Below are 26,818 nucleotides of genomic sequence, written 5' to 3'. Positions count from 1 at the left end.
GCAGATTCTGCCCGACCCGCTGCTTCTGCTGCCCACCCGGAGACCCGTCGTGACTGATCGCCTGCGCCTGCTGCTTGCCGGATCCCTGCTGCTCCCCAGCCTCGCCAGTACCAAGGCAGCCATCGCCCAACCTGGCGGTGTAAAGCCCACCACGCGCCAGGAGTTCCCTGCAGACCCGACGGCGAGTGTCCCGTCGTTGGCGGCCTTGCGCGGCAGCACCACGAGCGAGCTGGCCGATGTCATTTCCCGTTTCTCGGCTGATCAGCAGGCCCTGCAGCGTCGTTACGATGCACCGGACTCGCGTTCGCAGCGGACGCGCATGCGCGCCTTCTGGGAGAACTGGCGCAAGCGACTGGCCGAGTCGGATTTCGACAAGCTGTCGCAGGAAGGCAAGGTGGACTATGTGTTGCTCGACAACCACCTGCGCTATGAGCTCGAGCTCATGGATCGGGAAGACCGGCAGTTGGCGGAGGTCGCGCCGCTGCTGCCATTTGGCGATCAATTGCTGGCCCTGCAGGAAACGCGGCGTGACCTGGTCACGGTGAACGCGCAACAATCGGCGCGTCTGCTTGCCACGCTCACCAAACAGGTGGACAGCCTGCGGCAAACGCTCGAAGCGAGTAGCGCGCCACAACGTGCCGCTGCCGGTGACTCGTCGCGTGCCGCGCGACCGGCCGCGCCGCGTGTGTCGCGTACGGTGGCCAACCGTGCCGCCGAGCGCCTCGATGTGCTGCGCAACACGGTCGGCATCTGGTATCGCTACTACAACGGCTACGACCCGCTGTTCAGTTGGTGGGTCAGCAATCCGTATCAGAAGCTCGACGAAAGTCTGCGCCGCTATGCGCAGACCATTCGGCAGCGTCTGGTGGGCATCCAAGCACCGGCCGTGGTAGCGAGCGGCAATGCGGCGCCGGGGCAGGGCGGGGCGCAAGGCGGCGGGCCAGGTGGCGCCGCTGCCGCGGCTGGTGCCCGCAACGCGGCGCAGGCCAACGAGCCCATCATCGGCGACCCCATCGGGGCCGACGGCCTGGCCATGGACCTCCGTCACGCGATGATTCCCTACACGGCCGATGAGCTCATTGCCATTGCGGAACGCGAGTATGCGTTCAGTGAGGCCGAGGCCAAGAAGGCGGCGCGCGAAATGGGACTGGGTGACGACTGGAAGGCGGCCATGGAGCGTGTGAAGAACACCTACGTGGAGCCTGGCAAGCAGATCGATCTCATTCGTGATCTGGCGAACGAGGCCGACGCGTTCTTCGCCAGGCATGACTGGATCACCATTCCCGCGCTCGCGCGTGAGGACTGGCGCATGGAGATGTTGTCGCCGGAACGTCAGCGCGTGAGTCCGTTCTTCCTGGGTGGCGAAAGCATTCTCGTGAGCTATCCCACCAATGACATGACCGACGAGGAGAAGGCCATGAGCCTGCGGGGCAACAACCCGCACTTCTCACGCGCCGTCGTGTTTCACGAGCTCAACCCTGGCCATCATCTGCAGGGTTTCATGACGGCGCGCTACAACAGTCATCGGCGCATGTTCAACACGCCGTTCTGGAACGAGGGTGCGGCGCTGTACTGGGAGATGTTCCTCTGGGATCGCGACTTCCACGTCACGCCCGAAGATCGGCTGGGCGCGCTTGCGTGGCGCATGCACCGCAGCGCGCGCATCGTGTTCTCGCTCAGCTTCCACCTGGGCAAGATGACACCCGAACAGTGCATCGAATATCTGGTGGACAAGGTGCCGTTCGAGCGCGCCAACTCCGAGGCTGAAGTGCGCCGCTCGTTCAATGGCAGCTATTCGCCCATCTATCAGGCAGCCTACATGCTGGGTGGCCTGCAGTTGCGCGCGCTCTACAAGGAACTGGTCATGAGCGGCAAGATGAAGGATCGCGAGTTCCATGACGCCATCTATCGCGGCGGGCCGATGCCCATTGCCATGGTGCGCGCACGGCTTGCCAGGGTACCGCTCTCCCGAAGTGGCGCGGCCCCCTGGCGTTTCGCCGAACAGCTTCCCGAGCCGCGCCCCTTCACGAAGCGTTGATCGCTCCGACGGGGCGCGACGACGCGTGCCGTCTAGAGTGAGGGCGTCACGCCCATGTTGGCCAGCACAAAGGCGTACACATCGGCGGCCTCCTCGATCTGCTTGCTGAGCGAGGAGGCCCCGTGCCCTGACTGTGTCTCAATGCGAATGAGCACCGGCGCCGTGCCGCCATGCGCTTCCTGTAGCCGCGCCGCAAACTTGAAGGAGTGTGCCGGCACCACACGATCGTCGTGGTCGGCCGTGGTGATGAGAGTGGCCGGATAGTCCACCCCATCCTTCAGGTTGTGCAGCGGGGAGTACGCATACAGCACGCGGAACTCCTCCGGGTCATCACTGGAGCCGTAGTCGGCAATCCAGTTCCATCCGATGGTGAACGTGTGAAAGCGCAGCATGTCCATCACACCCACACTCGGCAACGCCACGCGCGCGAGCTCGGGCCGCTGGGTCATGATGGCTCCGACCAGCAAACCGCCGTTTGATCCGCCCTGAATGGCCAGGCGTTCGCTGCGCGTGTAGCCCTCGGCAATCAGCCACTCCGCCACGGCAATGGCATCGTCGAAGACGTTCTGCTTGTTGGCCTTCATCCCGGCCTGATGCCAGGCCTCGCCGTACTCGCCGCCGCCACGCAGGTTCGCCTGCACGTACACGCCGCCCTGCTCGAGGAATGCCACCCGCATCGCGCTGAACTGCGGCGGCAGTGAGACGTTGAATCCGCCGTACCCATAGAGGATGGTCGGGTTGTTGCCATCGAGCACCAGACCACGACGCGCTACAATGAACGCGGGCACCCGTGTGCCATCCTTGCTCGTCACGAACACCTGACGCGTCTCGAACGCCGAGGGGTCGAACGGGAGGGTCACCGCGCGATACACCGTGCTCTCGCCGCTGGCCAGGACATAGCGATACACCGTGGCCGGCGCGGTAAACGAGGTGAAGGTGTACCACACGGACGTTGCATCCCGCTCACCCATGAAGCCCATGGCCGTGCCGAGGCCGGGCAGTTGCACCTCCCGCTCGCGGGTGCCGTCATAGCGCCAGGCTTCCACGCGCGAGGTCACGTCGTGCAGGTAGCTGGCAAAGAGACGACCGCCGGCCAGGCTCACGTTCTCGAGTGGGTCGGTGTGCTCGGGGATGACGTCCTGCCACTCAGCTTCATCGGCATGTCGCGGGTCGATGCGCACCACGCGCTGATTGGGCGCGCCACGATTGGTGAGCACCAGCAGCGTGTCACCATCATTGTCCAGCACAGACATCTGATCATCGAAGTGCGGCCACACCGGCACAAAGGGTGCGTCGGCCACCGAGAGGTCACGCACCAGCAGCGCGTTGCCGTCCTTGCCTTGGCCGCGGTCGCTCACGGACAACACGGCGAATCGCTCGTCTTCGGTCGTGCCGAGCAGATGAAAGCGCTGTGGATGTTCGGGGTCGTGGTACACCAGCGTGTCGGCGTCCTGCGTGGTGCCGAGCGCGTGGAAATACACTTGATGATCTTCGTTGCGCGCCGAGTACTCGCCGGCGTCTGCCGCCGGTTCCGGGTACCGGCTGTAGTAGAACCCGTCGCCGTGCCAGGCGATGCCTGAGACCTTCACCCGGTCGATGACATCGGGGAGGTCGCGTCGGGTGGCCAGATCGAGCACGCGAATCTGCTGCCAGTCGGAACCGGCGTGGCTCACCATGTAGGCGATGTAGCGCGCCTGCCGGTCGAAGGTGAGTCCGGCCACCCGCGTGGTACCGTCGGGCGAGAGCTGGTTGGGGTCAAGCAGCAGCTCCTCAGGTCCCTCCTCACCGCGGCGGATGTAGTACACGGGCTGGTTCTGCAGGCCGTCGTTGCGCGCGTACAGGAGCCACGGCCCCTTCTGCTCCGGGGCGGAGCTTCGGGGATAGTTGACCAGGGTCGCGAGGCGGTCTCGCAGCGCGTCGCGCCAGGGAATGCCCGCCAGCCACGCGGCGGTAACGGCATTCTGGGCGCCCACCCACTCGGCCGTCTCGGGCGAGCGGTCGTCTTCCAGCCAGCGGAATGGATCGGCCACCGGCGTTCCGTGGTAGTGGTCGACCTGATCAACACGACGGGTGACGGGGTAGGGCAGAGGGCGTTCGGGGGGCATTGGGAGAGTGCTGGAGTGGGTCGGAATGGCAGCCTCCGGAACATGGCGGGTGGCGCGGGCGGGGACCACTGGCATGAAAGCGGGGGGCAGGGCTATGTTTCAAAGCTCCCCCGGAAACGGGGGCAAGCCGCTGTACCCGTTACAGCGGTGCCCGTGACAGTCCTGTCCATACCCGGACAGTGGCGATGCCCCGTCGGTATCGACCCGGAAGACTTCGCTTCCGGTGTGCGCGTCGAGGCCTCTCGCACCGTGTGTCGTTCGATCGCGCTCCGTCACGTCCTGTGACATCGCGCGGGAACGTCAGACGGATCCGTAGCCCTTCGAATCGGACATCCTGCGTGATGTCCTGGAGTTGCACGATGCACCCGTTTATCGAAACCCAGAAGGAGTGGATGAAGACCGTCACTCCGTTCCGCGCCGGCGACACGGTGCGCGTGAATGTGCGAGTGAAGGAAGGCGACAAGGAACGCATCCAGGCCTTCGAAGGCGTGGTCATCGCCCGTCGTGGCGCTGGCGTCAGCGAGACGTTCACTGTCCGCAAGGTGTCGAATGGCGTGGGTGTGGAGCGCATCTTCCCGGTGCACAGCCCGATGCTTGCTGACATCATCGTCGTGCGTCGTGGTGCGGTGCGTCGTGCCAAGCTGTACTACCTGCGCGACGTGACGGGCAAGGCCGCCCGCATCAAGGAGCGCAAGGTCGTTCACAAGTCGCAGACCGCCAAGTAAGGCGGCGACGCATCGATGGCGCGTTGGAGCCCCATCGAGCGCAACCTGCGTGCAGTCCACGGGCCGGTACTGGCCGGGGTGGACGAAGTTGGACGGGGCCCGCTTGCGGGCCCCGTTGTCGCATGTGCCCTTGTCATGCCCGCCGAGCAGCGGGCCATTGCCGGCGTGGACGATTCCAAGCAGCTCACGCCGGAGGTGCGGCGGGCGCTGGCGCTTCGCATTCGCGAACGGGCTATAGCCATCGGCCTTGGCGCCGCCAGCGTGCGTGAGATTGATCAGCTCAACATCTATCACGCCACCGTGCTGGCCATGCAGCGTGCGCTGGCCCAATTGCATCGGCGATTGGGACAGCAGCCCCAGCATGTGCTGGTGGATGGCAAACCGCTTCGCACCTTGGGCTGCGTACACACGGCGGTCGTGAAAGGCGACAGCAAGTGCTACGCGATTGCCTGCGCCTCCATCGTGGCCAAGGTCACACGTGATCGGCTCATGCAGGCCCTCGCCGGGCGCTATCCGGTGTATGCCTGGGAGCGAAACGCGGGCTACGGGACCGCGGTGCACCGCGCGGCGCTGGCGCAACACGGGCTCACGGCCCATCATCGACGCAGCTTCTGCCTCGACGAACAGCCTTCCCTGTTTTGAGCGACGACCCATGACTACTCCCGCCGCCGATTTCCGCTCTGTCTTTCGTGACGACCTGCTGAAGGGGCAGGTGGCGCTCGTGACCGGCGGGGGCACCGGCATTGGCCTCGGCATCTCTGAACTGCTGGCGGCGCTGGGCGCGCACGTGGTCGTGGCCAGCCGGCGACCCGCACATCACGAGGCCGCGGTGGCGGCCATCCGTGAGCGCGGCCATGCGGCCAGCAGTGTGGCGCTCGATGTGCGCGATCATGCGGCGGTGCATGCCGTGGTACAGGAGGTCGCCAGTACACATGGTCGTCTTGATGTGCTGGTCAACAACGCCGCTGGCAACTTCTACGCGCCCAGCGCCACGCTGTCCCCCAATGCCTGGCGCTCGGTCGTGGAGATCGATCTCTACGGCACCTTCTACTGCTCGCAGGCCGCGCATCCGGTCATGAAGGCGCAGGGCGGGGGACGCATCATCAGCACATCCATGACGCTGCATTATCGGGGCTGGCCCCTCATGGCCCATGCCACGGCAGCCAAGGCGGGTGTGGATGCCCTCACACGCACCCTCGCCATGGAGTGGGCGCCCGATCGCATTCGAGTGAATGCCATCGCGCCCGGCCCCATCCCGACGGAGGGCGTGCGCAAGGCCTTCACGCCGCCGGCCGAGAGTGGCGTGCCCGACCTCTTTGCCGCCGCGGAAGAGCGCATGGCCGAGTATGCCCGCACGGGCATTCCGTTGGGTCGCTGGGGCACGCCACAGGACATCGCCAACATGGTGGCCTTCCTCGCGTCGCCGGCCGGCGACTGGATTACGGGGGCCATCTTTGTCGTCGACGGCGGCGAGTGGTTGGCCAAGCCCACGCCGTAATGTTTTCTTCATGCGAATCGCGTGACTGCTGTCACCTTTCGCACAAATTGGCGGGTTTTTCGTGATGAAGCGCACGGCGCCACAGGTCCTGGCGCACGACCTTCCTTTCGTGGCGGGCGCGCTGGCGCACAGTGTGACGACGCGCTGCCAAGAGCGATCAATCCATGGGAGGAGACAGCGATGCAGAAGATCCGGTTTGCGACGATGACGGTGCTGGCGGTGAGCACGCTGAGCGCCTGTGCCACGAAGGGCTTCGTGCGGAAGGGCCTCGAGGAGCAGCGCGTGGCGCTGTCTACCGAGCGCAGTCAGCGTGTGGCGGGCGATGATTCGCTGCGCACGAAGATTGACACCGAGGTGGGCGCGCTGCGTACCGACCTCAACGCCCTGCGCAACGACCTGGGCACCCTGCGCAACGAGTTCGGCGCGCGCATCACGGCCATGGAGAACCAGGTGAAGTTCGCCATGCCGGTGCACTTCGGCTTTGACGATGCGGCCGTGCGTCAGCAGGACGAAGCGGCGCTGGAGCGCTTCGCGCAGGTGGCGTCCAACTACTACAAGGGCGCGACCATCACCATCGAAGGCTTTGCTGACCCGGCGGGCAGCGCGGCCTACAATCTGCGCCTCTCGCGTGAGCGGGCCGACGCGGTGCGCGACTTCCTCGTGAGCAAGGGCCTCGATGGCGCCTCGCTGCGCACGGTGGGGTACGGCAAGACCCGTCTCGTGAAGCCGGGTGCCAAGGGTGACGAGAGCGGTGCGGAGCTCAACCGCCGCGTGGTGTTTGTGGTCGAGACGCCGGCTGGCATGGGTACGGCCACCGTGGCCGCCATCTCGGGCAACGAATAAGCGGGTCCGGTCGGCCATCCTCCGGGATGGCCGCCACGCAGGGCATCAGCAAGAACGGGGCGGCTACCAGCCATGGTGGTCGCCCCGTTATTGTTCTGGTCTGCATTGTTCTTCGCACGTGGGAGTTGGACCGGGTAGCTCAGTCGGTAGAGCAGCGGACTTTTAATCCGTAGGTCGTGGGTTCGATCCCCACCCCGGTCACTTCCCGGCGACAGGTTCTGTGGAAAATGACCCAGGGATCTTTGCCTCGCGGGTTCGGTAACCCCCTGTCATTGGCTATCTTGCGAGATGCTTCGCTGCCTGAGACCCGTGGTGCGCCCGGCGCGCCACCTTTGGGGCCCACTGGCCCATGGGGCGATGATCGGTCTGGCCACGCTGGCCGCCCTCGCCCTGCCTCTTGCCTCTGTCACCGCACAGTTCGGCCTTGGCGGTTCATCCAAGCCAGCCCCGGACAGCGCCGCGCCGCCGGCCGTGTCGTCGGCCTCACCGCGTGCGGCCGTGCAGGAATTTCTGCGTCTCGCCGATACGGGCGACTTTGACGCCGCGGCGAGCTATCTCGCGCTTTCGCCGTCAGCCACCAGCCGCGGTCCGCAGCTCGCCCGTCGGTTCAAGGTGGTGCTCGACCAGCGACTGGCGCTTGATCCCGCACTGCTGTCTCCGTTGGCCATTGGCGATACCACCGACGGTGACATCACCAGCGATGTTGTGGGCAGCATTGCCACGCGTGGTGGCGACGTTGCGGTTCGACTCGTGCGCACGGCGCGCACCAGCGGTGCCGTGCGCTGGCAGTTTGCTGCGGGGACCGTGTCGCAGGTCGATGCCTGGTACGACGAGCTTGGCGCGCCGTTTCTGCGTGATCGCCTGCCGGCGTCGATGATGCGTGAGGGACCATTCAACGTGTTCTACTGGCAGTGGGTGGCGCTGGCCATTGCCTTGCCGCTGCTGATCCTGGTGTCGTGGCTGCTTGGCGCCGGTTTGCGTGCCGTGCTTGGACGCATTGCGCGACGCACCGTGACCGACTGGGATGATTTGTTGCTGGCGTCCCTGCGCGGCCCGTTTCGTTTGTGGGCCGGGTCCATCGTGGCGCTACCGGTGCTGGGGTTGCTGCAGCTCAATCCTCGCGTGGATGGGTTTCTCTCGGCGCTGGTCCGTGGACTCGCGCTGATAGCCCTCTTCTGGGCCTTGCTGCGCATTATCGGTCTGGTGCAGCAGCGCCTGGTGCAGTCGGCGGTGGCCACAGGGCAAAGTCAGGCGCGCACACTCGTGCCGCTCTTGTCCAATATTCTGCGTGTCACGCTGGCCATTGTGGCGCTGCTCGTGGCGCTCTCGCAGTTCGGTTATCCGGTCACGACTCTGCTGGCCGGTCTCGGTATTGGTGGTATTGCCGTCGCACTCGCCGCGCAAAAGACGGTGGAGCATCTCTTCGGCAGTGTGAGTCTGGCGGCCGATCGCGCGTTTCGCGTGGGTGACTGGGTGCGCGTTGGAACCACCGAGGGCGAAGTGGAACGCATTGGTCTTCGCTCCACCAGCATTCGCACGATTGAGCGCACGGTGGTGCGGGTGCCCAACGGGCGCCTGGCCGACGATCGCATCGAGACGTTTGGTGAACGTGATCGCATGGCCTTCCGTACCGATCTCGATCTCACCTACGACACGACCCCGGAGCAGTTCGAGACCATTCGAGCCGACGTGGAAGCGGCCCTGCGCGCGCATCCGGCCATCTGGCCCGAGCGCGTGCGGGTCTATCTCACGGCCTTCGGCGAGTCAGCCATTCGGATGAACGTGACCTGCTGGTTTCAGACCACCGACATCAACGAGTTCGTGAAGTATCGTCACGACATGATGCTGGAGTTCATGCGCATCGTGCGGCGACACGGCAGCGGTTTTGCCTTCCCGTCGCGCACGGTGTACCACGTGGGCGCCAGCGGTACACCACCTGTGACGGTCGATTGAGCGCGTGACGTCCACTGTTGCTGGCGTGCTGCTCCTGCCGTGGATCGTGGCGCGGCTCCAGGTGGACTTGCCCGTGGAGCCACCGGCCATCGTGGCCACCGAGCTCGCGGCCATCCTGTTGCAGGGGGTCGTGACCACGGGCGTGGCGGCGCTCTGCGCGCATCTTTACGCGCGCTATCGCCGGCCCTGGTTCGGTTGGTTTGCCGTGGCCTGGGGCGTGTATGTGGCACGGCTGCTGTGCATCCTGAGTTTTCTGCTCAGTGGTCAGCGCGTGTGGTTGTATTGGCATCAGGTCACGACGGGATGGACGGCCCTTGTGCTGCTCTGGGCCTCGCTGGTGTTTCTGCGGCAGCCCAAGGCACGGCCCAGCTACCTGCTGGTGGCGCTTTTCCCGCCGCTCTGGTCGTATCTCGCCATCTATCAGCTCGACAGCTTTCTCTCGGCGGCCTTGCCCGCGGTGCTGTTTCTGAGCGGTGCCACCGTGTGGACCGGTTGGGTGTTCTGGCGTCATCATCGCGTGGTGGGCAGTCCCGGTGCGCGGTTGCTGGCCATTGCCTTCCTGCTCTGGGGCCTGCATCACCTCGACTATCCCTTCCTGCGCGCGCAGGGGGCCTGGACCCCATGGGGCTACTACCTCGACATCGCCATGGTGCTGCTGGTGGCGTCGGGCCTGGTGCTGCTCGTACTCGACGACCTCGGACGCGGCGTGCGTGCGCTGTCCACGCTGTCGGGTGACCTGCAGCGACGCACCAACGACACCGATCCGCTCGACGTCCTGCTGTCGCGGCCACTGGCACTGCCCGGCGTACGCGGCTCGGCCATGTACCTGTTTGAGCCGCCGCCGCGCGACGGTGCCGATGCGCGGCTCGGCGGTGCAGGGGAGGTCAACGAGTCGCCCATCGAGATTCTCGATCGCGTGCTCGAGGCGGCGCGCACTCGCGCCCTGTCCACAACAGCGGCGTCAGGTAATGACGGCACACCACCACGCGGACGTTTTGTACGCGGCACCGGTGTGTGCACCGAATGGGCAGAGCAACTGCCGCTGCCGGCCGTGCGCGATGCGCTGGCGCGCATGCGCATCACGCGACGGCCGCAGGTGGTGGCGTCCACGGATCAGCAGCCCTTCATTGCGGCGCTGCCCGTGGGGTCGGGCACCCAATTGGTGGGCGCGCTCATCATGGCTGGTGATGTGCGCAATCCGTTCACGGCCCTCGATGATGATTTCCTCCTGGCCCTTGGGCAGCAGGTTGGCGCGGCACTCGATCAGTGGTCACTCGACCGGCAGTTGGCCGCGCGCACGCGCGCGCTCGAGCGCCTGTCATCACGCATGCTGCGGCAGCACGAAGAAGAGCGACGCCGGCTTTCGCGCGAGTTGCATGACGAAACCGCGCAGGTGTTCTCGGCCGTGAAGATGCAGCTCGAGGCGCTGCGTGGTTCGCTGGTGCCGGAGGCGGGGCCGCGCCTGGATCGTCTGCTGTCTCTGGTGGACACCGGCATTGCGAGCATTCGTGAAGTCACGAGTGCCCTGCGGCCCACGTTGCTGGATGATTTGGGTCTCAGGCCCGCCCTCAATTCGCTGGTGACGGAATTCACCGAGCGCACCGGTGTTCAGGTGCGATTTGTGGCGCCGCCCAGTCTGCCGGCGCTGGAGGGTGAAGCAGAACTGGCGGTGTTCCGTGCGCTGCAGGAGGCCCTGTCCAATGTGCTGCGCCACGCCGAGGCTTCGACGGTGGAGGTGGAACTCCACGTCGCAGATGGCGAGTTGCGCCTGCGTGTACGCGACGATGGTCGTGGCTTCCCGTCGGCGCCGGGTGGTCGCCTGCTTGACACCGATCAGCGCATGGGACTGACCGGCATGAGAGAGCGCCTGCACACAGCGGGCGGCGCGCTGCAGATTTCCAATCGTGATCCCGGCGCGGAGTTGCTCATCCGCGTCCCCATTCCCGCGTGACCCGACTCTCCAACGTGACCGACGCTCCCCGTATTCGTGTGCTGCTGGCCGACGACCACGCCCTCGTGCGTGAGGGGCTGCGCTACGTGCTCGACGCCGACCCGCTCATCGAAGTGGTGGCCGAGGCGTCGAATGGTCGCCTGGCCGTGGAGCTGGCGCAGCAGCTCACGCCCGATGTGGTGGTCCTCGACATCACCATGCCGGAGGAGACGGGCCTCAAGGCGGCCGGTCGGATTCTCGAGGCCTTGCCGGGCACACGCGTCCTGTTGCTGAGCATGCATGACCAGAGCGAGTACGTGCGCGAAGGCATGCGCATCGGCACACACGGCTATCTGCTCAAGGACTCCGCCGGTGAGGAGTTGCGCGCCGCCATTCGTGCCGTGCACGCCGGTGGCACGTTCTTCAGTCCGGCGGTCGTGCGCCGTCTTTCTTCGGCCGACGCCGTAGTGGACAACACCCCGGCCTCGCAGCTCGATCAACTCACGCCGCGCGAGAAGGACGTGTTGGGCGGTGTTGCGCGCGGGCTGACCAACAAGGCCATAGCGGCCGAGCTGGGCATCAGTCGCCGCACGGTGGAAGCGCATCGCGAGAGTCTCATGCGCAAACTGCAGATCCACTCGGTGGCCGGACTCACGCGCTTTGCGCTGGAAGCGGGCGTGGTGGCGGACGCGTAGTCGGGCCAATGTCCAAGGCCAGCCGTTGCGGTGGTGGGTCACCCGCGACCGTTACTGAACGCGGTGCTTGATCGTCGTCTTGCGCATGCTCCCTCTACCCAACACATCGCAGACCGTGGTGGCCGACGCGGCGCGACTTCGGCTGGATGCTTGTCAGCTGGAGTTGCTGGCCGGTGCGCGTTCGCGCGTTCGGGTGCGCTTCGTTGGGGCTGCCGAGGCGTGCGGTGCAGATCTGGAAGCTGGTCATGAGTTCACCGCCACCCACGAGGGCAGCACCTGCCCGGGAGGCGACCTGCGATTGGCCGCCCTGGCCACGTTCGACGCGCTGGCCCAGGCCACGGGCCATGCCCTGACCTTTGAACTGATTGGCGCGAAGCCCGTGCGGGCCTTCGATGCCACCGTCATCATGGTGGCGGCCGTGGTCCGTGTGGCCGGTGCGGGCACCAAGGTCATTGGCGCCGCCGTGGACGAAGGCGACCCCATCACCACCGCTGCCCGGGCGGCCCTGCAGGCCGTGAACCGCCTCGTGGCGCCGCATCTGTCAGCCGGCCCGTCCTGTCACCCGCGCTAGTTCACACGCCCGCTCTGTGACGCCGATCCCCATTTCCGGGGGCCGGCACGGTGTCCGAAGCGAGCCGATCGGGGTAGGTTGTTGGCGTGAACCCTGCCGCCCCCTTCCTGCGCGCGGGGCTGTGGTCGACGTTCCGCGACGGGCGCCTGCGCGCGCTGGTCATGATGTGCGGCGTCGCCGTCAGCACCGCCTGTCAGCCCGGTCTGCGCCCTGCGCTGGGGCCGGACGCTGCGCCCCAGCCACTCACCGCCACCGCCTCCCGGCCGACCCCTAGGCCGCCCAGCGCGCCGGCCGCGTCAGCGCCCCGTGATGAAGTGGTGGAGGCCGCCGTGGCCGTCTTTGGTGATTCGACGGCGGTGGCCAATGCGGATTCCGCAAGCGACGAGCCCACTTGGGACATCGACGTGCGCAGCTATGAGACCCACGAGCGGGTGGCGCACTATGTCTCGCTCTTCAGCACCACGGCGCGCGAGCGCACCGTGTCGCGGCTTACGCGAGGCACGCGATACCAGCCCATGATCCGCAGCAAGTTGCGCGAGGCGGGCATGCCCGAGGACCTCACCTACCTCGCGTTCATTGAAAGTGGATACGACCCCAATGCCTACTCGCGCGCGGCCGCGGTGGGCATGTGGCAGTTCATGAGCAGTACGGCGCGCGATGTGGGGCTGCGCGTGGACTGGTGGATGGATGAACGGCGGGACCCCGCGCGCTCCACCGATGCGGCCATTCGCTTCCTGGGCTATCTGCAGAAGCAGTTTGGTTCGTTCTATCTGGCCGCGGCCGCGTACAACGGCGGGCCCGGGCGTGTGGCGCGCGGACTCTCGCGCTATGCCGACGCGCTCGAGGGCAGTGAAGGCGATGATCGCTTCTTTGCCCTGGCGGAGCAGGACTATCTGCGCGCCGAAACCAAGAACTACGTGCCGCAACTGATTGCGGCGGCCCTGGTGGCCAAGGTGCCCGAGCGCCATGGACTGCAGGTGGATTCACTGGCTCCCTATGCGTACGACTCGGTGCTCGTGGCGGCTGGCAGCAACATGAGTGTGGTGGCCGATGCGGGGGCCGTACCCGTCGATACGCTGCGCGACCTCAATCCGGCCATTCTGCGCGGCGTGACACCGCCGGACGCGGCCATCTGGGTTCGGGTGCCGGTCGGCAGCGGCGATCGGGTGCGTGCGGCGCTTGATGCGCTGCCCGAGGCTGATCGACGCGGCTATAGCGCGGTCAAGGTAAAGACCAGCAAGTCGGTGGCGGCCCTGGCCAAGCAGCATGGCGTAACCTCGGCCCAGTTGCGCTGGTTCAATCCCGGTCTGCGCACCACCAAGAAGGGCAATGTGGTGGTGGGGCAGACGGTGAGAATCCCCATGAAGTCGGCGCTGGCCTTCGCGCGCAATGTGCCGGACCCGGGCATCGAGAAGTACGGGACGGCGGTGGCCACGTCCACCAGTCGCGGTGTGCACGTGGTGCGGCGCGGTGAGACCATCGGCGGCATTGCGCGGCGCTATGGCATCACGGAGTCCCGCCTGCGTTCACTCAACCGCATTCGCGGCGATCGCATTCTGGCGGGACAGACACTGGTCGTGCGAAGCACAAACAGCAAGAAGCGGTAGCACGAAACGGAAGCCGGGGTCGGGAGCCTTACCGCAGAAGCCAAACAAACAGCACGGCGCGTTGCCGGGCCTTCGGCTCCTGGGTTGAGGCTTCCGAACCCGGCTTCCGGGTTACGGCTGTCGCCGTTTGCTGTTAATCCAGAATGCCGTTTCCGCGATACCCGCGGGTGATCAGCTTCTCGTAGCCGTTGGCCGGGCTGACGCCCATGGCCAGCGATCGCTGCACGGCCACCGGGCCACGGTTGTAGGCCACCAGCGCCAGCATCAAGTCGCCCTTGTACTGCTTGATGAGGCCGCGCAGATAGCGGAACCCAATGCGCAGGTTCACGTCGGGATCGAGCAGGTCTTCGCGCGTGATGCGGGGCTCGAACGCCCGGGCTGTGCCCAGCATGAGCTGCGTGAGACCGATGGCGCCCGCTGAACTGACGGCGCGCGGGTCGAACACGCTCTCAACGCGCACCACGCGGAAGCCGAGTTCCGGCTCGATGCCGGCGGCGATTGAGGCATCGTAGATGCGCCGCGCCAGATCGGTCTTGATGCGGTAGCGGGTGCTGTAGCTCTGGATGGCCTGCCAGCGGTTGAGATACTCATGCTGGCTTGGTATCTGACCGGCAAGCTGACCGGAGGCCATCTGCGTGGCAGACGGGCTGGTCTTGCCGCGCTTGAGCACCTCACCGGCGCGGCGCCACATGGGCTGATCGGCAATGGCCGCCAGCGGCTCCTGACGCAACACACGCGGCGCGGCGGCCACCGTAGGCTGTGTGGGACCGTGCAAGCCGAGCACCTCACCCACAGACGGAAGCGGCGTCTCTGCCCCCTCAGGGCGCGGACCACGACGCTCCATCATCACCAACACCAGCGCCAACACCACCACGGCCAAAGAACTGCGCTTGGCCTGACGCATGTTGCGGCGGCGCTGCATGCGGCGCCGACGCGACTCCGCGTCTGTCTTCGTCCTGCTATCGTCAACGTTGTGCATGAACCCTCTCGTTCAGCTGGTCAGTCACGGACCGCCGATGAAGTCCCCCCTCGTGCCGCCGCGCTTCTCGCGCAACACGATGTCGGAAATCACCATGGTCCGGTCGACAGCCTTGGCCATGTCGTAAATCGTGAGCAACGCCACGGACACGGCTGTCAACGCTTCCATCTCCACCCCGGTTTGGGCGGTGGTTCTGACGAATCCCTCGACCCGGCAACCGGGAAGGGATTCATCGAGACTAACCCGGACCTCTACCCCGGACAACGCCAAGGGGTGACAGAGCGGAACGAGCTCAGCCGTACGTTTGGCTGCCTGAATTCCGGCCAGTCGGGCCACCGGAATGACATCGCCCTTCTTTAAGGTATTGTCACGTATGGCTTTAAATGTGTCCACCTCCATTCGAATCGAACCGGAGGCAAACGCCGACCGTACGGAAATCGGTTTGTCGCCGACGTCCACCATGCGAAAATTTCCTGCCCCATCAGTGTGCGTCAGGTCACGCGCGACCTCCGCGCGGGCAGAATCCGGGGGCGTGGCGGGACCAGAATCTGGACCAGAATGTGGCGTACTCATGACCTCAGCAGTCGATGCAAATCGGCCAACAGCGCAGCCGTTTGCAGGTTGGGCATCGCATTGCGTTGTGTTAGTTCCTTCGCGCGCTCCACGACAGGAATCGCCATCGTTGTGCGTCGCGCTTCGCGCTCGGCACCCTGCGCCACCAACTGTTGCGTGCGTGCATGCAGCAGGTGGGTTAGTGCGTCCAGCATGTCGCTGAATGCGCCACGCGCGCCGGCGACGCCCTGCTTGGCAGCCACCTTGAGACGCTGCGCCTGACCGTCGGGCGTTGAGGGAGCCAGGGCCGCTTCGAGCAGCAGTCGCGCCGAAGTAAAGGCGCCCTGCATGGGTTCTCCACCAAACAGGGCGCCCGGTGTGCCGCCCGCGCGTGCCAGTTGCTCCTCGCGAGGCACCCGCGACAAGGCGCGCGCTACGGCCGCGTCATTCAGAAACGCGTCGACATCAGCACGGCCCAGCGCCGGGACACGCACCGAGACCACGCGCGAGCGAATGGTCGGCAGCAGCGTGCCCGGCTCACTCGACGTGAGAATGAGCGTCGTGCCCGGTGGCGGCTCCTCGAGCAGCTTGAGCAGCATGTTGGCCGACTCGGGGCTCGATTCCTGGGGCACCATGCGTTCCGCGTCGCCCAGCACAAACACCGCGCGCCGCGCCATGGCCGGGCGACGGGCCGCATGCTGCACCACCATCTGCATCATGTACTTGTAGATGGCCTCGGTGCCGTTGCTCGGTCCCCAGAGCCCGTCGGCCGCCATGCGTTCCGCGATGGCCTCGCCCAGGTCCTCCTTGGCATCCTGGGCGTCGGGGTCGCTTTCCTTGAGCCTTGCGCGCGGAAACACCCAGTGCAGGTCGGGGTGCATGCCGCGCTCCGCATAGCGACACTGGGGACACTGCCCGCAGGGTTCAATAGCGCGTTCGGACAGGGCCTGATCGCAGAGCAGCAATTGCCCGAGCCACAGGGCCAGACGCTGCTTGCCCACGCCCCGAGGGCCCTGCAGCAACAGGCTGGCCGGCAGCCGCCCTTCGGCGGCCGCAGTGGCAAGGCGATGACGTATGGCCTGGTGGCCATAGACGGGACGCAGCGACATGCTGCAATCTACATCGGTCACCACGGCGGTCTCCGTTACGGCTTTGCCGTTCCTCCGCCGCCCCTCCGCTGCCTGCTCCGTACTTCGAAGGTCCCCGCCATGCGCCGCGCCCTCCTGCTGTTGTCCTGCCTTGTGCCTGCCACCCTGTCGGCGCAGGTTCGCGCCCGGACGCTGGGCATCGCGCCCGGAGTGTTCCGGCCGGGGCCACTCAATGCCATCACCGATGTAGCCGGCGTGGCGGTAGGACATGCCACCGTTTCCCACGGCGACTCCATTCGCACCGGCGTCACGGCCATTCTCCCGCACGGCGGCGACCTGTTTCGTGAGCGGGTCCCGGCCGCGCTGCATGTGGGCAATGGCTTCGGCAAGCTGCTCGGCGTGACGCAGTTGCGGGAACTGGGCGAGTTGGAGACGCCGCTGCTGCTGACCTGCACGCTGTGCATCTGGCAGGTGGGCGACGGCCTGGCGCAGTACATGATGGCGCGGCCGGAGAACGCTTCGGTGCGGTCCATCAATCCCGTGGTTGGCGAGACCAACGACGGCGCGCTCAATGCGACGCGTGCGCGGCCCGGCATGGCCGCCGCCGTGCAGCAGGCCCTGGCTGCCGCGTCAACCGGGCCGGTGGCCGAAGGCAGTGTCGGCGCCGGACACGGCACGGTCATGTTTGGCTGGAAGGGGGGCATCGGCACCGCGTCGCGGCGTCTGCCGGCCTCACTCGGTGGCCACACCGTGGGCGTGCTGGTACAGGGCAACTACGGGGGAGTGCTGCAAATGGCGGGCGTGCCGGTAGGACCGTTGCTCGGACGGTATGCCTTTCAGCGGGATGTCGAGCGGGATGCAGCCGGTCGGTCGCCGGGCGATGCCGGCGCGGAGCGGGGCGACGGATCGTGCATGATTGTCATTGCCACCGATGCACCGCTTCTCGCGCGCAATCTCGAACGCCTGGGAGCGCGCGCGATCATGGGGCTCGCGCGCACCGGCTCCAGTGCGTCGAACGGTTCGGGCGACTACGTCTTGGCCTTCAGCACCAACCCCAGGGTGCGTCGCTCACCCGATGCGTCGGTCAGTACCAACGACGAGCTGGGCAACGACGCCATGTCGGCCCTGTTTCAGGCCGTGACGGAAGCCACCGAGGAGGCGTTGTACAACGCCATGCTCATGGCCACACCGGTGAGCAGCCGCGCGGGCACCGTGCGGCCGCTACCCGTCGATTCCGTGCGTCCTCTGCTCGAAGCCCGAGGCATCAAACCGTGAGAGATGCGGTCGGGGTTGAACTGCCTTGTCGCGGCCTTTGCGCCCTCTTTCACCCTGCGTGGGCTGTTCACGATGTCAGCCCACGCACTGGAACCAGAGCACTGCGAGCAGTTGATCCGTGCGGTTTCCGCTCCATCCGTGTCATCCGCGACAAGGCTGTTGACGAACGTGCGGACCACCACAGCATTGATGGCATTGGCAAGAACGTCAACAACTCACGCAGAGTAATTGAGGGCGCAGAGTTCGCAGAGAAACGCAGTCAACGTTGAACTGCGAGGTCGCGAAATACAAAGATCGGGCAAGTCCCATGTCAGACCCGGAAGAGCGCGGCATTGCTCACCGCGGAGCGCATGCGCTGCCACGCACATCACGCAATGAGCGGCAGGAGGTCGGACAGCACCGCACCCGCTGTAGCCAGTCCGCCGGCGCCCGGTCCCTGAAACACCAGGGCTCCAGCGGAACGCGACTCCACCACAATGCGATTGAATGGCCCGTCGACCTGCGCCCAGGCATCGTTTGCGGCCACGCGTGTGGGTTCGATGCGCGCGATGAGCTGCTCGCCCACGCGTTGCACGGACGCCAGCAGCTTCACGCGGTCTCCGGATGCTGCCACGTCCCGGGCCCAGCGCGCGACGTCTTCGTCGAGTCCACGGCGTCGCACCTCGAGGGCGTGGGGCGCCACACCGAAGGCCAGCCATGAGAGAATGCGCAACTTGTCCTCGGCATCCTGTCCATTCAGATCACGCGTGGGGTCGGCTTCGGCATAACCCAGCGCCTGCGCGGTCTCGACGGCTTCGCCGAGGGTTTGGCCTGCGGCAAGTTGTTGCAGCACGAAGTTGCTGGTGCCGTTCAGAATGCCGGTGATGCGCGTGATGTCCACACCCGCCGCGCCGCTCTGCAGGCAGCGCACGATGGGAATGGCCCCGCACACGGCGCCCTCGAAGGACAGACTGCTGCGCTGCCACTCGGCGCTGGCCTTGAGTGCTTCACCACGAAGGCCAAGCAGCGCCTTGTTGGCGGTGACGACGTGAATGCCGCGGGCCAGGGCGGCCTCCACCAGATCGGCGGCGACTTCCGTACCGCCGATGGCTTCCACCAGCACGTCAATGTCGTCATCGAGCAAGGCGTGCGGATCGGTGATGCAGGCGTTGGCGGGCGCGAGCCCACTGCGAATGGCCTGCTGTAGCGCAGGGCGTTCGCGCTCGGCGTCGCGCACCAACACGCGCGGTACACTGACCTGACCGGGACGCTCCTCGTGACGGGCCGTCAGCAACTCCAGCAGACTGCCACCGACAAAGCCGCAGCCGGCCAGTGCCACCCGACGCAGCCGCGGACGTGCGACGTGGCGCGATACCGCGCGCGGATTGACGACCGGCGTCGACACGGGAGTGCGCGCCGCCGCGTCGAGGGCCTCCTCGATGATGCGCGACACCTTGGCCGTTTCGAGCAGAAAGGCATCGTGTCCGTGGACGGACGTGAGCTCGCGGTACGTGGCGCGAGAGGCGTCGGCCCATTCGCGCACGGCCTCGTCGGCATAGAGCAGGTCACCCGGAATGCCAACGGCGGTGAGCCGGTCAGCCACGGGCGAGAGTGCCGCACTCACGCCGCCACGCCCGCGTCCGACATCGTGGCTGTCCATGGCGTCGAGCAACGCGCCATAACTCGTGGCATCAAAACGTGCCACGAGACGCTCACCATGTGCATCAAGCCAGTCGGCCACTTCAAAGTGACCTGCCGCCGTGCGACGACGCCCGAAGCGCTGTTCGAGGGCCAGGGGCGTGCGATAGCTCAGCATGCCCACCATGCGCGCGAGGGCAAACCCCTCGCGCGCGCCGCCCAGCGCAATGGCGCGCTTCATGATGGCGTTCCACGCAATCCCCTGCGCCGTTTGCACGGCCGGCGCCGCCAGCACCACGGCGCCGCGCGTGCGCTCGGGGAAGGTCGCCGCGAACTCCAGTGTGACCATGCCGCCAAGTGATCCGCCACAGACGAGCAGCGGTGCCGGAATGCGCAGAAGGTCGAGCAGCAGCGCCAGCACGCGCGCCTGATCACGCGTGGTGATTGGCGGCAGTGCATCAGGCTCAATGTTGCTCGGCCCGGTGGTGCCATCGCAGCCACCAAGCAGCGCCGCCGAGAGCACGGCGTGGCGCGTTGGGTCGATGCTCTGGCCGGCGCCAATGACACCCTTCCACCATACCGTCGCCTCGGTGGTCCCCGTGAGCGCGTGCACCACCAGCACCACGTTGTCGCGCGCCGCCGCCACGGTGCCCTCAAGGCGATAGTGCACGCGAATGGCATCAAGCGTTTCGCCTCCCTCGAGCGTGATGCCCGGGAGCGTGATGGTTTCGTCCACCACCGGCCAATCGGGTGGCACAACGGATTGCGCACCCACGCTGCTTGCCGCCGTTGTTCGTGCCGGGCTATTCACGCGACTGACCGGGCGACGGGTCCTGGTTCCGACGCTCATGCGGCAGACTCGTCCGGCGCCGGTGCGGCAATCACGTTGGCGCTGGCGTTTGCCGTGGCCGCCAGCTGACGCGACGCGTCCGACGCCACAGCCTTTGCGAGGGCCTGTTCAAGGTCGGCCAGCAGGTCGTCCGCGTCTTCGAGTCCAATAGACAGCCGCACCAGGTCAGGCGTGACGCCTGCGGCGCGCCGTTCGGTATCGCTGAGTTGCTCGTGTGTCGTGGTCCAGGGATGAATGACCAGGCTCTTGGCATCACCGACATTGGCCAGCAGGGAGAACAGCGAGAGCTCGCTGATGAAGCGCCGCGCTGCCGCTTCGCCACCCCGCACGCCAAAGGTCAGCACACCACCGTATCCGCCGCGCAGATACCGCACCGCGTTGCGATGCGTGGCGTGCGAGGACAGGCCCGGATAGCTCACCCACGACACGGCGGGATGCGAGGCGAGGAACTGCGCCACCCGCAGCGCGTTGGCGCTGTGCTGCCGGATGCGCAGCGGCAGCGTTTCGAGCCCCTGCAGGAAGAGGAAGGAGTTGAACGGAGACAGTGCCGCACCGATGTCACGCAGCAACAACACGCGCAGGCGAATGGCATACGCAATGTTGGCACCGTTCACGTTGCCAAATGCCTCGGCGAACTTGAGGCCGTGGTAGGCCGGCTCGGGATCGCGGTAGAACGCCCGGAATCGCTCGGTGCCGCCCCAGTCGAAGCGCCCGCCGTCCACAATGACTCCGCCAATGCTGGTGCCGTGGCCACCTATCCACTTGGTGGCGCTGTGCAATACAATGTCTGCGCCATGCGCCAGGGGTTTGACCAGCACCGGCGCAAAGGTGTTGTCCACCACGAGTGGCAGATTGAATTCGTGCGCGAGATGTGAGAGAGCCTCGAGGTCCGGCACGTCAAGCGCCGGATTGCCCACCGTCTCCACGTACACGGCGCGCGTCTGATCGTCGATGGCCGCTGCTACGGCCTTGAGGTCGTGAATGTCCACGAAGCGCACACGAATACCAAGTCGCGGCAGCGTGTGCGTGAACAGCGACACCGTGCCGCCGTAGAGCGAGCGGGAGGCGACGATGTTCTCACCGGCCTGCGCCAGATTGAGAATGGCCAGTGTCTGTGCAGCCTGACCACTGGCCACGCCCACCGCGGCCACGCCGCCTTCGAGTGCGGCAATGCGCTGCTCGAAGACGTCGGTGGTTGGGTTCATGATGCGCGTGTAGATGTTGCCGAAGGCGCGCAGGCCGAACAGGTCCGCTGCGTGTTCGGGACTGTCGAACACGAAGGACGTGGTGGCGTAGATGGGCACGGCACGCGACTTGGTAGCCGGGTCGGCCGTTTCCTGGCCGGCATGCAGGGCCACAGTATCCACGGCCAGCGGGCGCCCGGCGCGCGCGGGGGTGCGGCTCTTCTCGTTCTGCGAATCGTGCTGCGAATCGTGCTGCGTAGTGACATCGGACATCGGGGCACTCTCCAGAGTGGGTGAGTGCCGCCCCACGACAACACGCGCCCGGCAACAGAGGGCCGCCGGGCGCGCTCGCGGTTTAGCTCCTTGTTTTGCGTGGCGGCAATCGGCGGCAAATCACCACGGCGGCGCGGCGGCGAGGCCACGCTGCGGTCTTCGGTTGTCTTCCTGCACCTGTCCACGGGCCTGCCGGATACAAAAAAGCCGACGGCCCGCGCCGATTGTATCGTCGCGGGCCGTCGGGACCTCGACTTAGACGGATGGACAGCGCCGCTGGCGCTGTGTACACGGCCCGTCAAATCGGGGAAACCGCCGTGCACCTCACGAGTATCGGTCGGTCCGGCAGAAAACGCAAGGGCCACTTGTGGCAGCCCCGTCCATGTCAGACCGAGAAAACCGGACGATCAGCTTGGCGCCGTGATGCCCGTCACCACGCGGTAGGTGTCGCGGGCTATGAGCAGCTCCTCGTCCGTAGGTACCACCCAGGCCTGCAAGCTCGATTCCGGCGTGGAAATGCACCCCTCGTGTCCGCCCACCATCTGGGTGTTGGCGGCCTCGTCGATATGGAGGCCGGCCCAGGCCAGTCCCTCGCCTATGCGCGAGCGCACCTCCGGCGCGTTCTCGCCAATGCCGCCGGCAAACACCACGGCGTCGGCTCCACCAAGGACCGCGAGATAGCTGCCCACATACTTGCGCACGCGATAGCAGAAGATCTCGATGGCCAGCCGTGCGCGCCGATCCTGCATTTCCTTCGCTTCCAGCAGCAGGTCGCGCATGTCATTCGTGAGGCCCGACAATCCCAGCAGGCCGCTCTGCGTATTGAGCAGCGCTTCCACCTGCGTGAGCGACAGGCCTTCCTTGGCGGCAATGTAGTCCAGCAGCGCGGCATCGATGTCGCCGGAGCGCGTGCCCATCACCAGACCTTCGAGCGGTGTGAAGCCCATGCTCGTGTCGATGGACTCGCCACCCTGAATGGCGCAGGCCGAGCATCCGTTGCCGAGGTGCAGGGTCACGATGCGCACGTCCGCGCGCTCGCGGCCTGTCAGCTTGCGAAAGCGATAGGCAATGGAGCGATGCGAGGTGCCATGAAATCCGTAGCGACGGATCTTGTGGCGCCGGTAAAGCGGATACGGGATCGCGTAGAGATACGCGTGTTCCGGCAACGTCTGATGAAACGCGGTATCGAACACCGCCACCTGCGGCACGCCACTGCCGAGCGCCGCGCGGGCGGCATCAATGCCACGCAGATTGTGCGGATTGTGGAGCGGCGCCAGCTCCACGTTCTCTTCAATGCCCCGCAGCACCGCCTCGTCGATGAGACTGCTGCGGCGGAACTGTTCACCGCCGTGCACCACGCGATGACCGACGGCCTGCAGCTCAGCCCGTGAGCTGATGCCGGTGCCGCTTTCCGGGTCGGTGATGAAGCCCACCAACCACTCCACGGCGCTGCGCATGTCACGAAGCTGCGCGGTGCGCTTGCGATTCACCCCGTCGGCGCCACGCACCGTGATGACGGCTTCGCCACCGATGCGCTCGATCTGTCCGCGCAGCAGCTTTTCGTCCTGGTCGCAGGCAATGCGATCGGCATCGGTAACGACCACCTGAAACTTCACGGTGGCCGAACCGGCATTGAGGACCAGGACGTTCATGTGCTGCGAGCTCTGCGTGCCGTGATCGGACGATCAGAACGGCTTGTACAGGGCCATCCACGCCGCCGCGCCTGCGAGCGCGGGCAGGATGAACAGGAAGGGCTTGGCCAGTTCCGGCTTGCGATACGGCAACAGCGCGATACCGCTCAGCACCAGCCAGATGATGATCTTGCCCCAGAGCCAGCCCGGGAAGTTGGTGCCATGCTGAAAACCGATGCGCGCGAGCATGCCGAAGCCGCCCACGAGGATGAGCAGGGCACCCAGGCCGTGCACCGACGACAGGATGCCACGTGTGCCGCTGGTGGCCTTCTGACCGCCGTTGGCCGCGTGCACGGCCGCGCCGCCGACTGCCGCAAACAGCAGGGCGATGCCGAGGATGTGCAGGATCTCGTAAAAATCTCTAGGAAACATGGGGGGACCAAAGAGGGGCGTAAGGTGGGACTGCGTAAGGTTGAACGGCGTAAAGTGAACTGCGGGAAGGGAAGGGATCTCAGACCAAAGCGGTCTGGGTCTGGGTCGGGGCTTTGGTCGGGGTCTGGGTCGGGGTCTGGGTCGGGGTCTGGGTCGGGGTCTGAGTCGGGGCTACGAGCTGATACGCGAGAGTACCGGCTCTTCCACATCAAAACTATCCACCGTGCTGGGTGACAGGCGTCGATAACTCTCCAGCACACGGCCCAGAGCCTCCTGACTGTCGGCGCCGATGGCCGACAGATGCCCCATCTTGCGACCGGCGCGGGCGCCGGCCTTGCCATACAAATGCAAGCGCGTGCCGGGCACCAACAGCGCGTCGGCTACTGCCGGCTCGTGCCCCTGCAGCCACACATCACCCAGCAGGTTCACGATGGCCGAGGGCGCAAAAACCGTGGGCTCGCCGAGTGGCAGATCACACACCGCGCGCACCAGCTGCTCAAACTGACTCGTCGCGAGTCCGCGCTCACTGTGGTGATACGTGTTGTGGGGGCGTGGCGCGAGTTCGTTCACCAGCAACTCGCCGCTGCGTGTCACGAAGCACTCCACGGCCAACAGCCCCACAATGTCGAGGCGCTCGGCCACCGCACGGGCCAGCGTCTGCGCACGCAAGGTCATTTCGTCGCTGATGACGGCCGGTACCACGGCCCAGGTGAGAATGCCGCTGGTGTGGTGATTGCGGCTCGGTGGATACACCACCGTCTGTCCGGACGGCGATCGCGCCACCAGCACCGACACTTCGTAGTGAATGTCCACCATGGCTTCCACAAGGCAGGGCCTTGCACCAAGGGCCTGCCAGGCTTCCACGGCCTGCTCGGGCTCACGCAGGCGCACCTGACCACGGCCATCGTAGCCGCCGTGCGTGGACTTGGCGATGCAGGCGCCGTGTGTGCGCACCATGTCTGCGACGTCGTCCGCGGACTGCGCGGCGACAAATGCGCCGAGCGGGAACTGCTGCGCGCGCAGCCACTCCTTCTGACGGATGCGGTCCTGGATGATGTACACGGGCGCGCGGCCCGGACGCAGCGGCACGCGTGCGGCCACCGCATCCAGCACGTCCGGGTGGATCTGCTCGATCTCGAGTGTCACCACGTCGCACTGCGAAGCCAGGTCCTCGGCCGCGGCCACGTCGCTGAACGGTGCCGTGATCGTGCGCGAGGCCACCGGCCGCGTGGCGCACTGTGCTTCGGGGTCGAGCACATGGATGTCATAGCCCATGGAGCGGGCAGCAAGCGCCGTCATGCGGCCGAGCTGACCACCACCCAGAAAGCCAATGACCGAACCGGGGGGCAGGGGCGACGCGGAAGTTTGCTTGGCAGTTGTCACAGGGAGCGCGGCGTGGGAGCGAACGAAGTGGCGATGGCGTTGGGTGCCGGCAACGGGCGAGCGAGTGCTTCGTCCGCCTTGGTCACGCGGCGGTTCGCCAACCGGCCTCGCAGCGGCTCGTCATGCAACGCCAGCAACTGCGCGGCAAACAGGGCAGCATTGGCCGCACCGGGTTTGCCAACAGCGAACGTGGCCACGGGCACGCCGGCCGGCATCTGCACGATGCTCAGCAAGGCGTCCATGCCCTGCAGGGGCGTGGCGACCACCGGAACACCGAGCACGGGCACGAGCGTCTTGGCGGCCAGCATCCCAGGGAGGTGCGCGGCACCGCCCGCTCCGGCAATGATGGCCTTGAGGCCGCGCGTGGACGCCGCCTCGGCGTAGGCAAAGAGCCAGTCGGGGGTGCGGTGCGCCGACACCACCTTGGCCTCATAGGGGACGCCCAGTTCGGCCAGCATTTCGCAGGCCGGCGCAAGCGTCTCGTAATCGCTCGCGCTTCCCATGACCACACCAACGAGGGGCGTCGTGCCGGCAGCGCTCTCGCTGCCCGGGACTACGTTCACGAAAGCTCCGGGAAAAGGATCCCGGCAATCTAGCCTATTCGTGCCCCGGGCTCAGGTAGCCGGACCCAGGAGCGCGCGCAGAAAGGCCAGATCCGTGAACTGACGCCCACCACGCACGGGACCCATGCGCACCACCACCAGACCACGGCTCGGGATGATGTAGAGACGTTGTTTCCCCGCGCCGGCGGCCATCACCACATCCGCTGGCATCCAGTCCGGCAACTCGGTGCTGGCTGTAGGCGCGGGATTTCGCCGACGCCCGCGCAGGATGCCGGCCCCCTGTCTGCGGCGCGGCCGATCTGCGCCGGTCGCTCCCGCACCCTCGAGGCCCAGCGCCGGTTGCGCCTGAACGGTGGCGCCGGCCAACCACTAGGACAGACCATGCGCCGGGTTGACGGACGATGGCCGGAAGAGGGCGCGCACGGCACTGTCGGGCAGCAGGCGGCGGCCGTTGTGCACGCCGCCAAGACGAATGAACTCGCCCCGTGTGGCCCAGTCGCGCGCGGTCATGGCGGCACCGCCGGCCAACTGTGGCTTGCCATCGGCACAGCGCAGACGCCACTCCACCGTCACACCCAACGGGGCGAGCAGGCGTGTCTCGAGATACTCGGCAAACGATCGGGGCTGCACGGTTTCGATAACCTGCCCCACCACGAGAAAGGGGAAGGGGCCATAGCGAAACGCCGTCCCCGGTTCCGCGAAGGTGCCGGCCGTCAGCGCGTCCTTGAGATAGCGCGCCGCCGGTGCACTCAGTTGCACGAGACCATCGGCTTCCGCGGCCACGGCCGCCAGGCCAACGAGGCTCTTGCTGCCACTGGCGAGCAGTTGTCTGGTGTTTCGCGAACCACCGGCCCGATACTGCTCGTGCACAACGCGCCCTGCATGCATAACGATCAGCGCCTGACCGTCCGTTTCTTCGAAATGGCGTGCCGCGCGCGCGAGCGCCGCAGAATCCGGGGCCTGCAGCAGCAGGGAAGCGAGAAGGATCAGCATGTTCTGATGGACGAAACGACAGAGGTCGGCGTT

At 66.4% G+C, this 26,818-nt stretch carries 23 protein-coding genes, 1 tRNA gene and 1 riboswitch; of the genes, 12 read left to right on the top strand and 12 right to left on the bottom strand.

The window, feature by feature from the left end; translation table 11 throughout:
* Positions 1–49 precede the first annotated feature (49 nt).
* Entirely contained in the window at positions 50–2,038 is a 1,989-nt protein-coding gene (locus B2747_RS08685; protein WP_291159195.1) for a DUF885 family protein, read from the top strand.
* 32 nt (positions 2,039–2,070) lie between these two features.
* Here B2747_RS08685 and B2747_RS08680 read toward each other — a convergent pair whose 3' ends face one another.
* Positions 2,071–4,143: a prolyl oligopeptidase family serine peptidase gene (locus B2747_RS08680; protein ID WP_291159193.1), complete on the bottom strand. Its 2,073-nt coding sequence runs from the start codon at positions 4,141–4,143 to the stop codon at positions 2,071–2,073.
* Between the two features lie 359 nt (positions 4,144–4,502).
* Here B2747_RS08680 and rplS point away from each other — a divergent pair, with 359 nt between their 5' ends.
* The 10 genes from rplS (at position 4,503) to B2747_RS08630 (ending at position 13,965) form a co-directional block, all read left to right on the top strand.
* Entirely contained in the window at positions 4,503–4,868 is a 366-nt protein-coding gene (gene rplS, locus B2747_RS08675) for a 50S ribosomal protein L19 (RefSeq protein WP_291159191.1), read from the top strand.
* Positions 4,869–4,883: 15 nt separating this feature from the next.
* Positions 4,884–5,510 carry a ribonuclease HII gene (locus tag B2747_RS08670; protein WP_291159190.1) on the top strand — a complete coding sequence of 209 codons (627 nt, stop codon included), beginning with the start codon at positions 4,884–4,886 and terminating at the stop codon, positions 5,508–5,510.
* Between the two features lie 10 nt (positions 5,511–5,520).
* Entirely contained in the window at positions 5,521–6,366 is an 846-nt protein-coding gene (locus tag B2747_RS08665) for an SDR family oxidoreductase (RefSeq protein WP_291159189.1), read from the top strand.
* A 180-nt stretch (positions 6,367–6,546) separates the two neighbouring features.
* Positions 6,547–7,209, top strand: coding sequence for an OmpA family protein (locus tag B2747_RS08660; RefSeq protein ID WP_291159187.1), 663 nt, complete (start codon positions 6,547–6,549; stop codon positions 7,207–7,209).
* A 128-nt stretch (positions 7,210–7,337) separates the two neighbouring features.
* Positions 7,338–7,410: transfer RNA gene (locus B2747_RS08655), tRNA-Lys, on the top strand.
* Between the two features lie 156 nt (positions 7,411–7,566).
* The gene (locus B2747_RS08650) at positions 7,567–9,162 is read left to right on the top strand and encodes a mechanosensitive ion channel family protein (protein WP_291159185.1); all 1,596 of its coding nucleotides are present in this window, start codon (positions 7,567–7,569) and stop codon (positions 9,160–9,162) included.
* 4 nt (positions 9,163–9,166) lie between these two features.
* Positions 9,167–11,113 (top strand): sensor histidine kinase, encoded by a 1,947-nt coding sequence (locus B2747_RS08645; RefSeq protein ID WP_291159183.1) that lies wholly within the window; start codon positions 9,167–9,169, stop codon positions 11,111–11,113.
* Positions 11,110–11,787, top strand: coding sequence for a response regulator (locus B2747_RS08640; protein WP_291159181.1), 678 nt, complete (start codon positions 11,110–11,112; stop codon positions 11,785–11,787). Before B2747_RS08645 ends, B2747_RS08640 begins: the two co-directional genes overlap by 4 nt.
* An 85-nt stretch (positions 11,788–11,872) precedes the next feature.
* Entirely contained in the window at positions 11,873–12,358 is a 486-nt protein-coding gene (locus B2747_RS08635) for a hypothetical protein (RefSeq protein WP_291159179.1), read from the top strand.
* 86 nt (positions 12,359–12,444) lie between these two features.
* Entirely contained in the window at positions 12,445–13,965 is a 1,521-nt protein-coding gene (locus tag B2747_RS08630; protein WP_291159177.1) for a lytic transglycosylase domain-containing protein, read from the top strand.
* Positions 13,966–14,098: 133 nt separating this feature from the next.
* Here the strand turns inward: B2747_RS08630 and B2747_RS08625 are convergent, their stop codons facing one another.
* The 3 genes from B2747_RS08625 to B2747_RS08615 form a co-directional block, all read right to left on the bottom strand.
* Positions 14,099–14,944 carry a transglycosylase SLT domain-containing protein gene (locus B2747_RS08625; RefSeq protein WP_291159175.1) on the bottom strand — a complete coding sequence of 282 codons (846 nt, stop codon included), beginning with the start codon at positions 14,942–14,944 and terminating at the stop codon, positions 14,099–14,101.
* A 24-nt stretch (positions 14,945–14,968) separates the two neighbouring features.
* Positions 14,969–15,439, bottom strand: coding sequence for a cyclic pyranopterin monophosphate synthase MoaC (gene moaC, locus B2747_RS08620; protein WP_291159297.1), 471 nt, complete (start codon positions 15,437–15,439; stop codon positions 14,969–14,971).
* 74 nt (positions 15,440–15,513) lie between these two features.
* Positions 15,514–16,605: a hypothetical protein gene (locus B2747_RS08615; RefSeq protein WP_291159173.1), complete on the bottom strand. Its 1,092-nt coding sequence runs from the start codon at positions 16,603–16,605 to the stop codon at positions 15,514–15,516.
* Between the two features lie 99 nt (positions 16,606–16,704).
* Between B2747_RS08615 and B2747_RS08610 the strand changes: the two genes are divergently transcribed.
* A complete protein-coding gene (locus B2747_RS08610; protein WP_291159171.1) occupies positions 16,705–17,859 on the top strand; it encodes a P1 family peptidase in 1,155 nt (384 codons plus the stop codon).
* A 367-nt stretch (positions 17,860–18,226) separates the two neighbouring features.
* On the opposite strand, the gene B2747_RS08605 is transcribed toward B2747_RS08610, so the two are convergent.
* From B2747_RS08605 to B2747_RS08570, 8 genes are all read right to left on the bottom strand, one after another.
* On the bottom strand, positions 18,227–20,233 hold the full coding sequence (locus B2747_RS08605; RefSeq protein ID WP_291159169.1) for a homoserine dehydrogenase: 2,007 nt from the start codon (positions 20,231–20,233) through the stop codon (positions 18,227–18,229).
* Positions 20,234–20,322: 89 nt separating this feature from the next.
* The gene (locus B2747_RS08600) at positions 20,323–21,783 is read right to left on the bottom strand and encodes an O-acetylhomoserine aminocarboxypropyltransferase/cysteine synthase family protein (protein WP_291159168.1); all 1,461 of its coding nucleotides are present in this window, start codon (positions 21,781–21,783) and stop codon (positions 20,323–20,325) included.
* A 65-nt stretch (positions 21,784–21,848) separates the two neighbouring features.
* Positions 21,849–21,920, bottom strand: a riboswitch (SAM riboswitch).
* 270 nt (positions 21,921–22,190) lie between these two features.
* A complete protein-coding gene (locus tag B2747_RS08595) occupies positions 22,191–23,435 on the bottom strand; it encodes an acetate/propionate family kinase (protein ID WP_291159167.1) in 1,245 nt (414 codons plus the stop codon).
* A gap of 33 nt (positions 23,436–23,468) precedes the next feature.
* Positions 23,469–23,846 carry a hypothetical protein gene (locus B2747_RS08590; protein WP_291159166.1) on the bottom strand — a complete coding sequence of 126 codons (378 nt, stop codon included), beginning with the start codon at positions 23,844–23,846 and terminating at the stop codon, positions 23,469–23,471.
* A 171-nt stretch (positions 23,847–24,017) separates the two neighbouring features.
* Complete coding sequence (gene purK / locus B2747_RS08585; protein WP_291159165.1) at positions 24,018–25,229, bottom strand: 5-(carboxyamino)imidazole ribonucleotide synthase; 1,212 nt, start codon at positions 25,227–25,229, stop codon at positions 24,018–24,020.
* Positions 25,226–25,732 carry a 5-(carboxyamino)imidazole ribonucleotide mutase gene (gene purE, locus B2747_RS08580; RefSeq protein WP_291159294.1) on the bottom strand — a complete coding sequence of 169 codons (507 nt, stop codon included), beginning with the start codon at positions 25,730–25,732 and terminating at the stop codon, positions 25,226–25,228. The genes purK and purE overlap by 4 nt, the downstream gene beginning before the upstream one ends.
* Positions 25,733–25,843: 111 nt before the next feature.
* Positions 25,844–26,158, bottom strand: a complete 315-nt coding sequence (locus B2747_RS08575; RefSeq protein ID WP_291159163.1) for a hypothetical protein — start codon at positions 26,156–26,158, stop codon at positions 25,844–25,846.
* A gap of 3 nt (positions 26,159–26,161) precedes the next feature.
* Entirely contained in the window at positions 26,162–26,785 is a 624-nt protein-coding gene (locus B2747_RS08570) for a serine hydrolase domain-containing protein (RefSeq protein ID WP_291159161.1), read from the bottom strand.
* Between the last annotated feature and the right edge of the window lie 33 nt (positions 26,786–26,818).

This window comes from Gemmatimonas sp. UBA7669 (assembly GCF_002483225.1).
GTDB lineage: Bacteria > Gemmatimonadota > Gemmatimonadetes > Gemmatimonadales > Gemmatimonadaceae > Gemmatimonas.
Note: the sequence above shows the minus strand (reverse complement) of the source record. Positions and strands in the feature narration are given on the sequence as shown.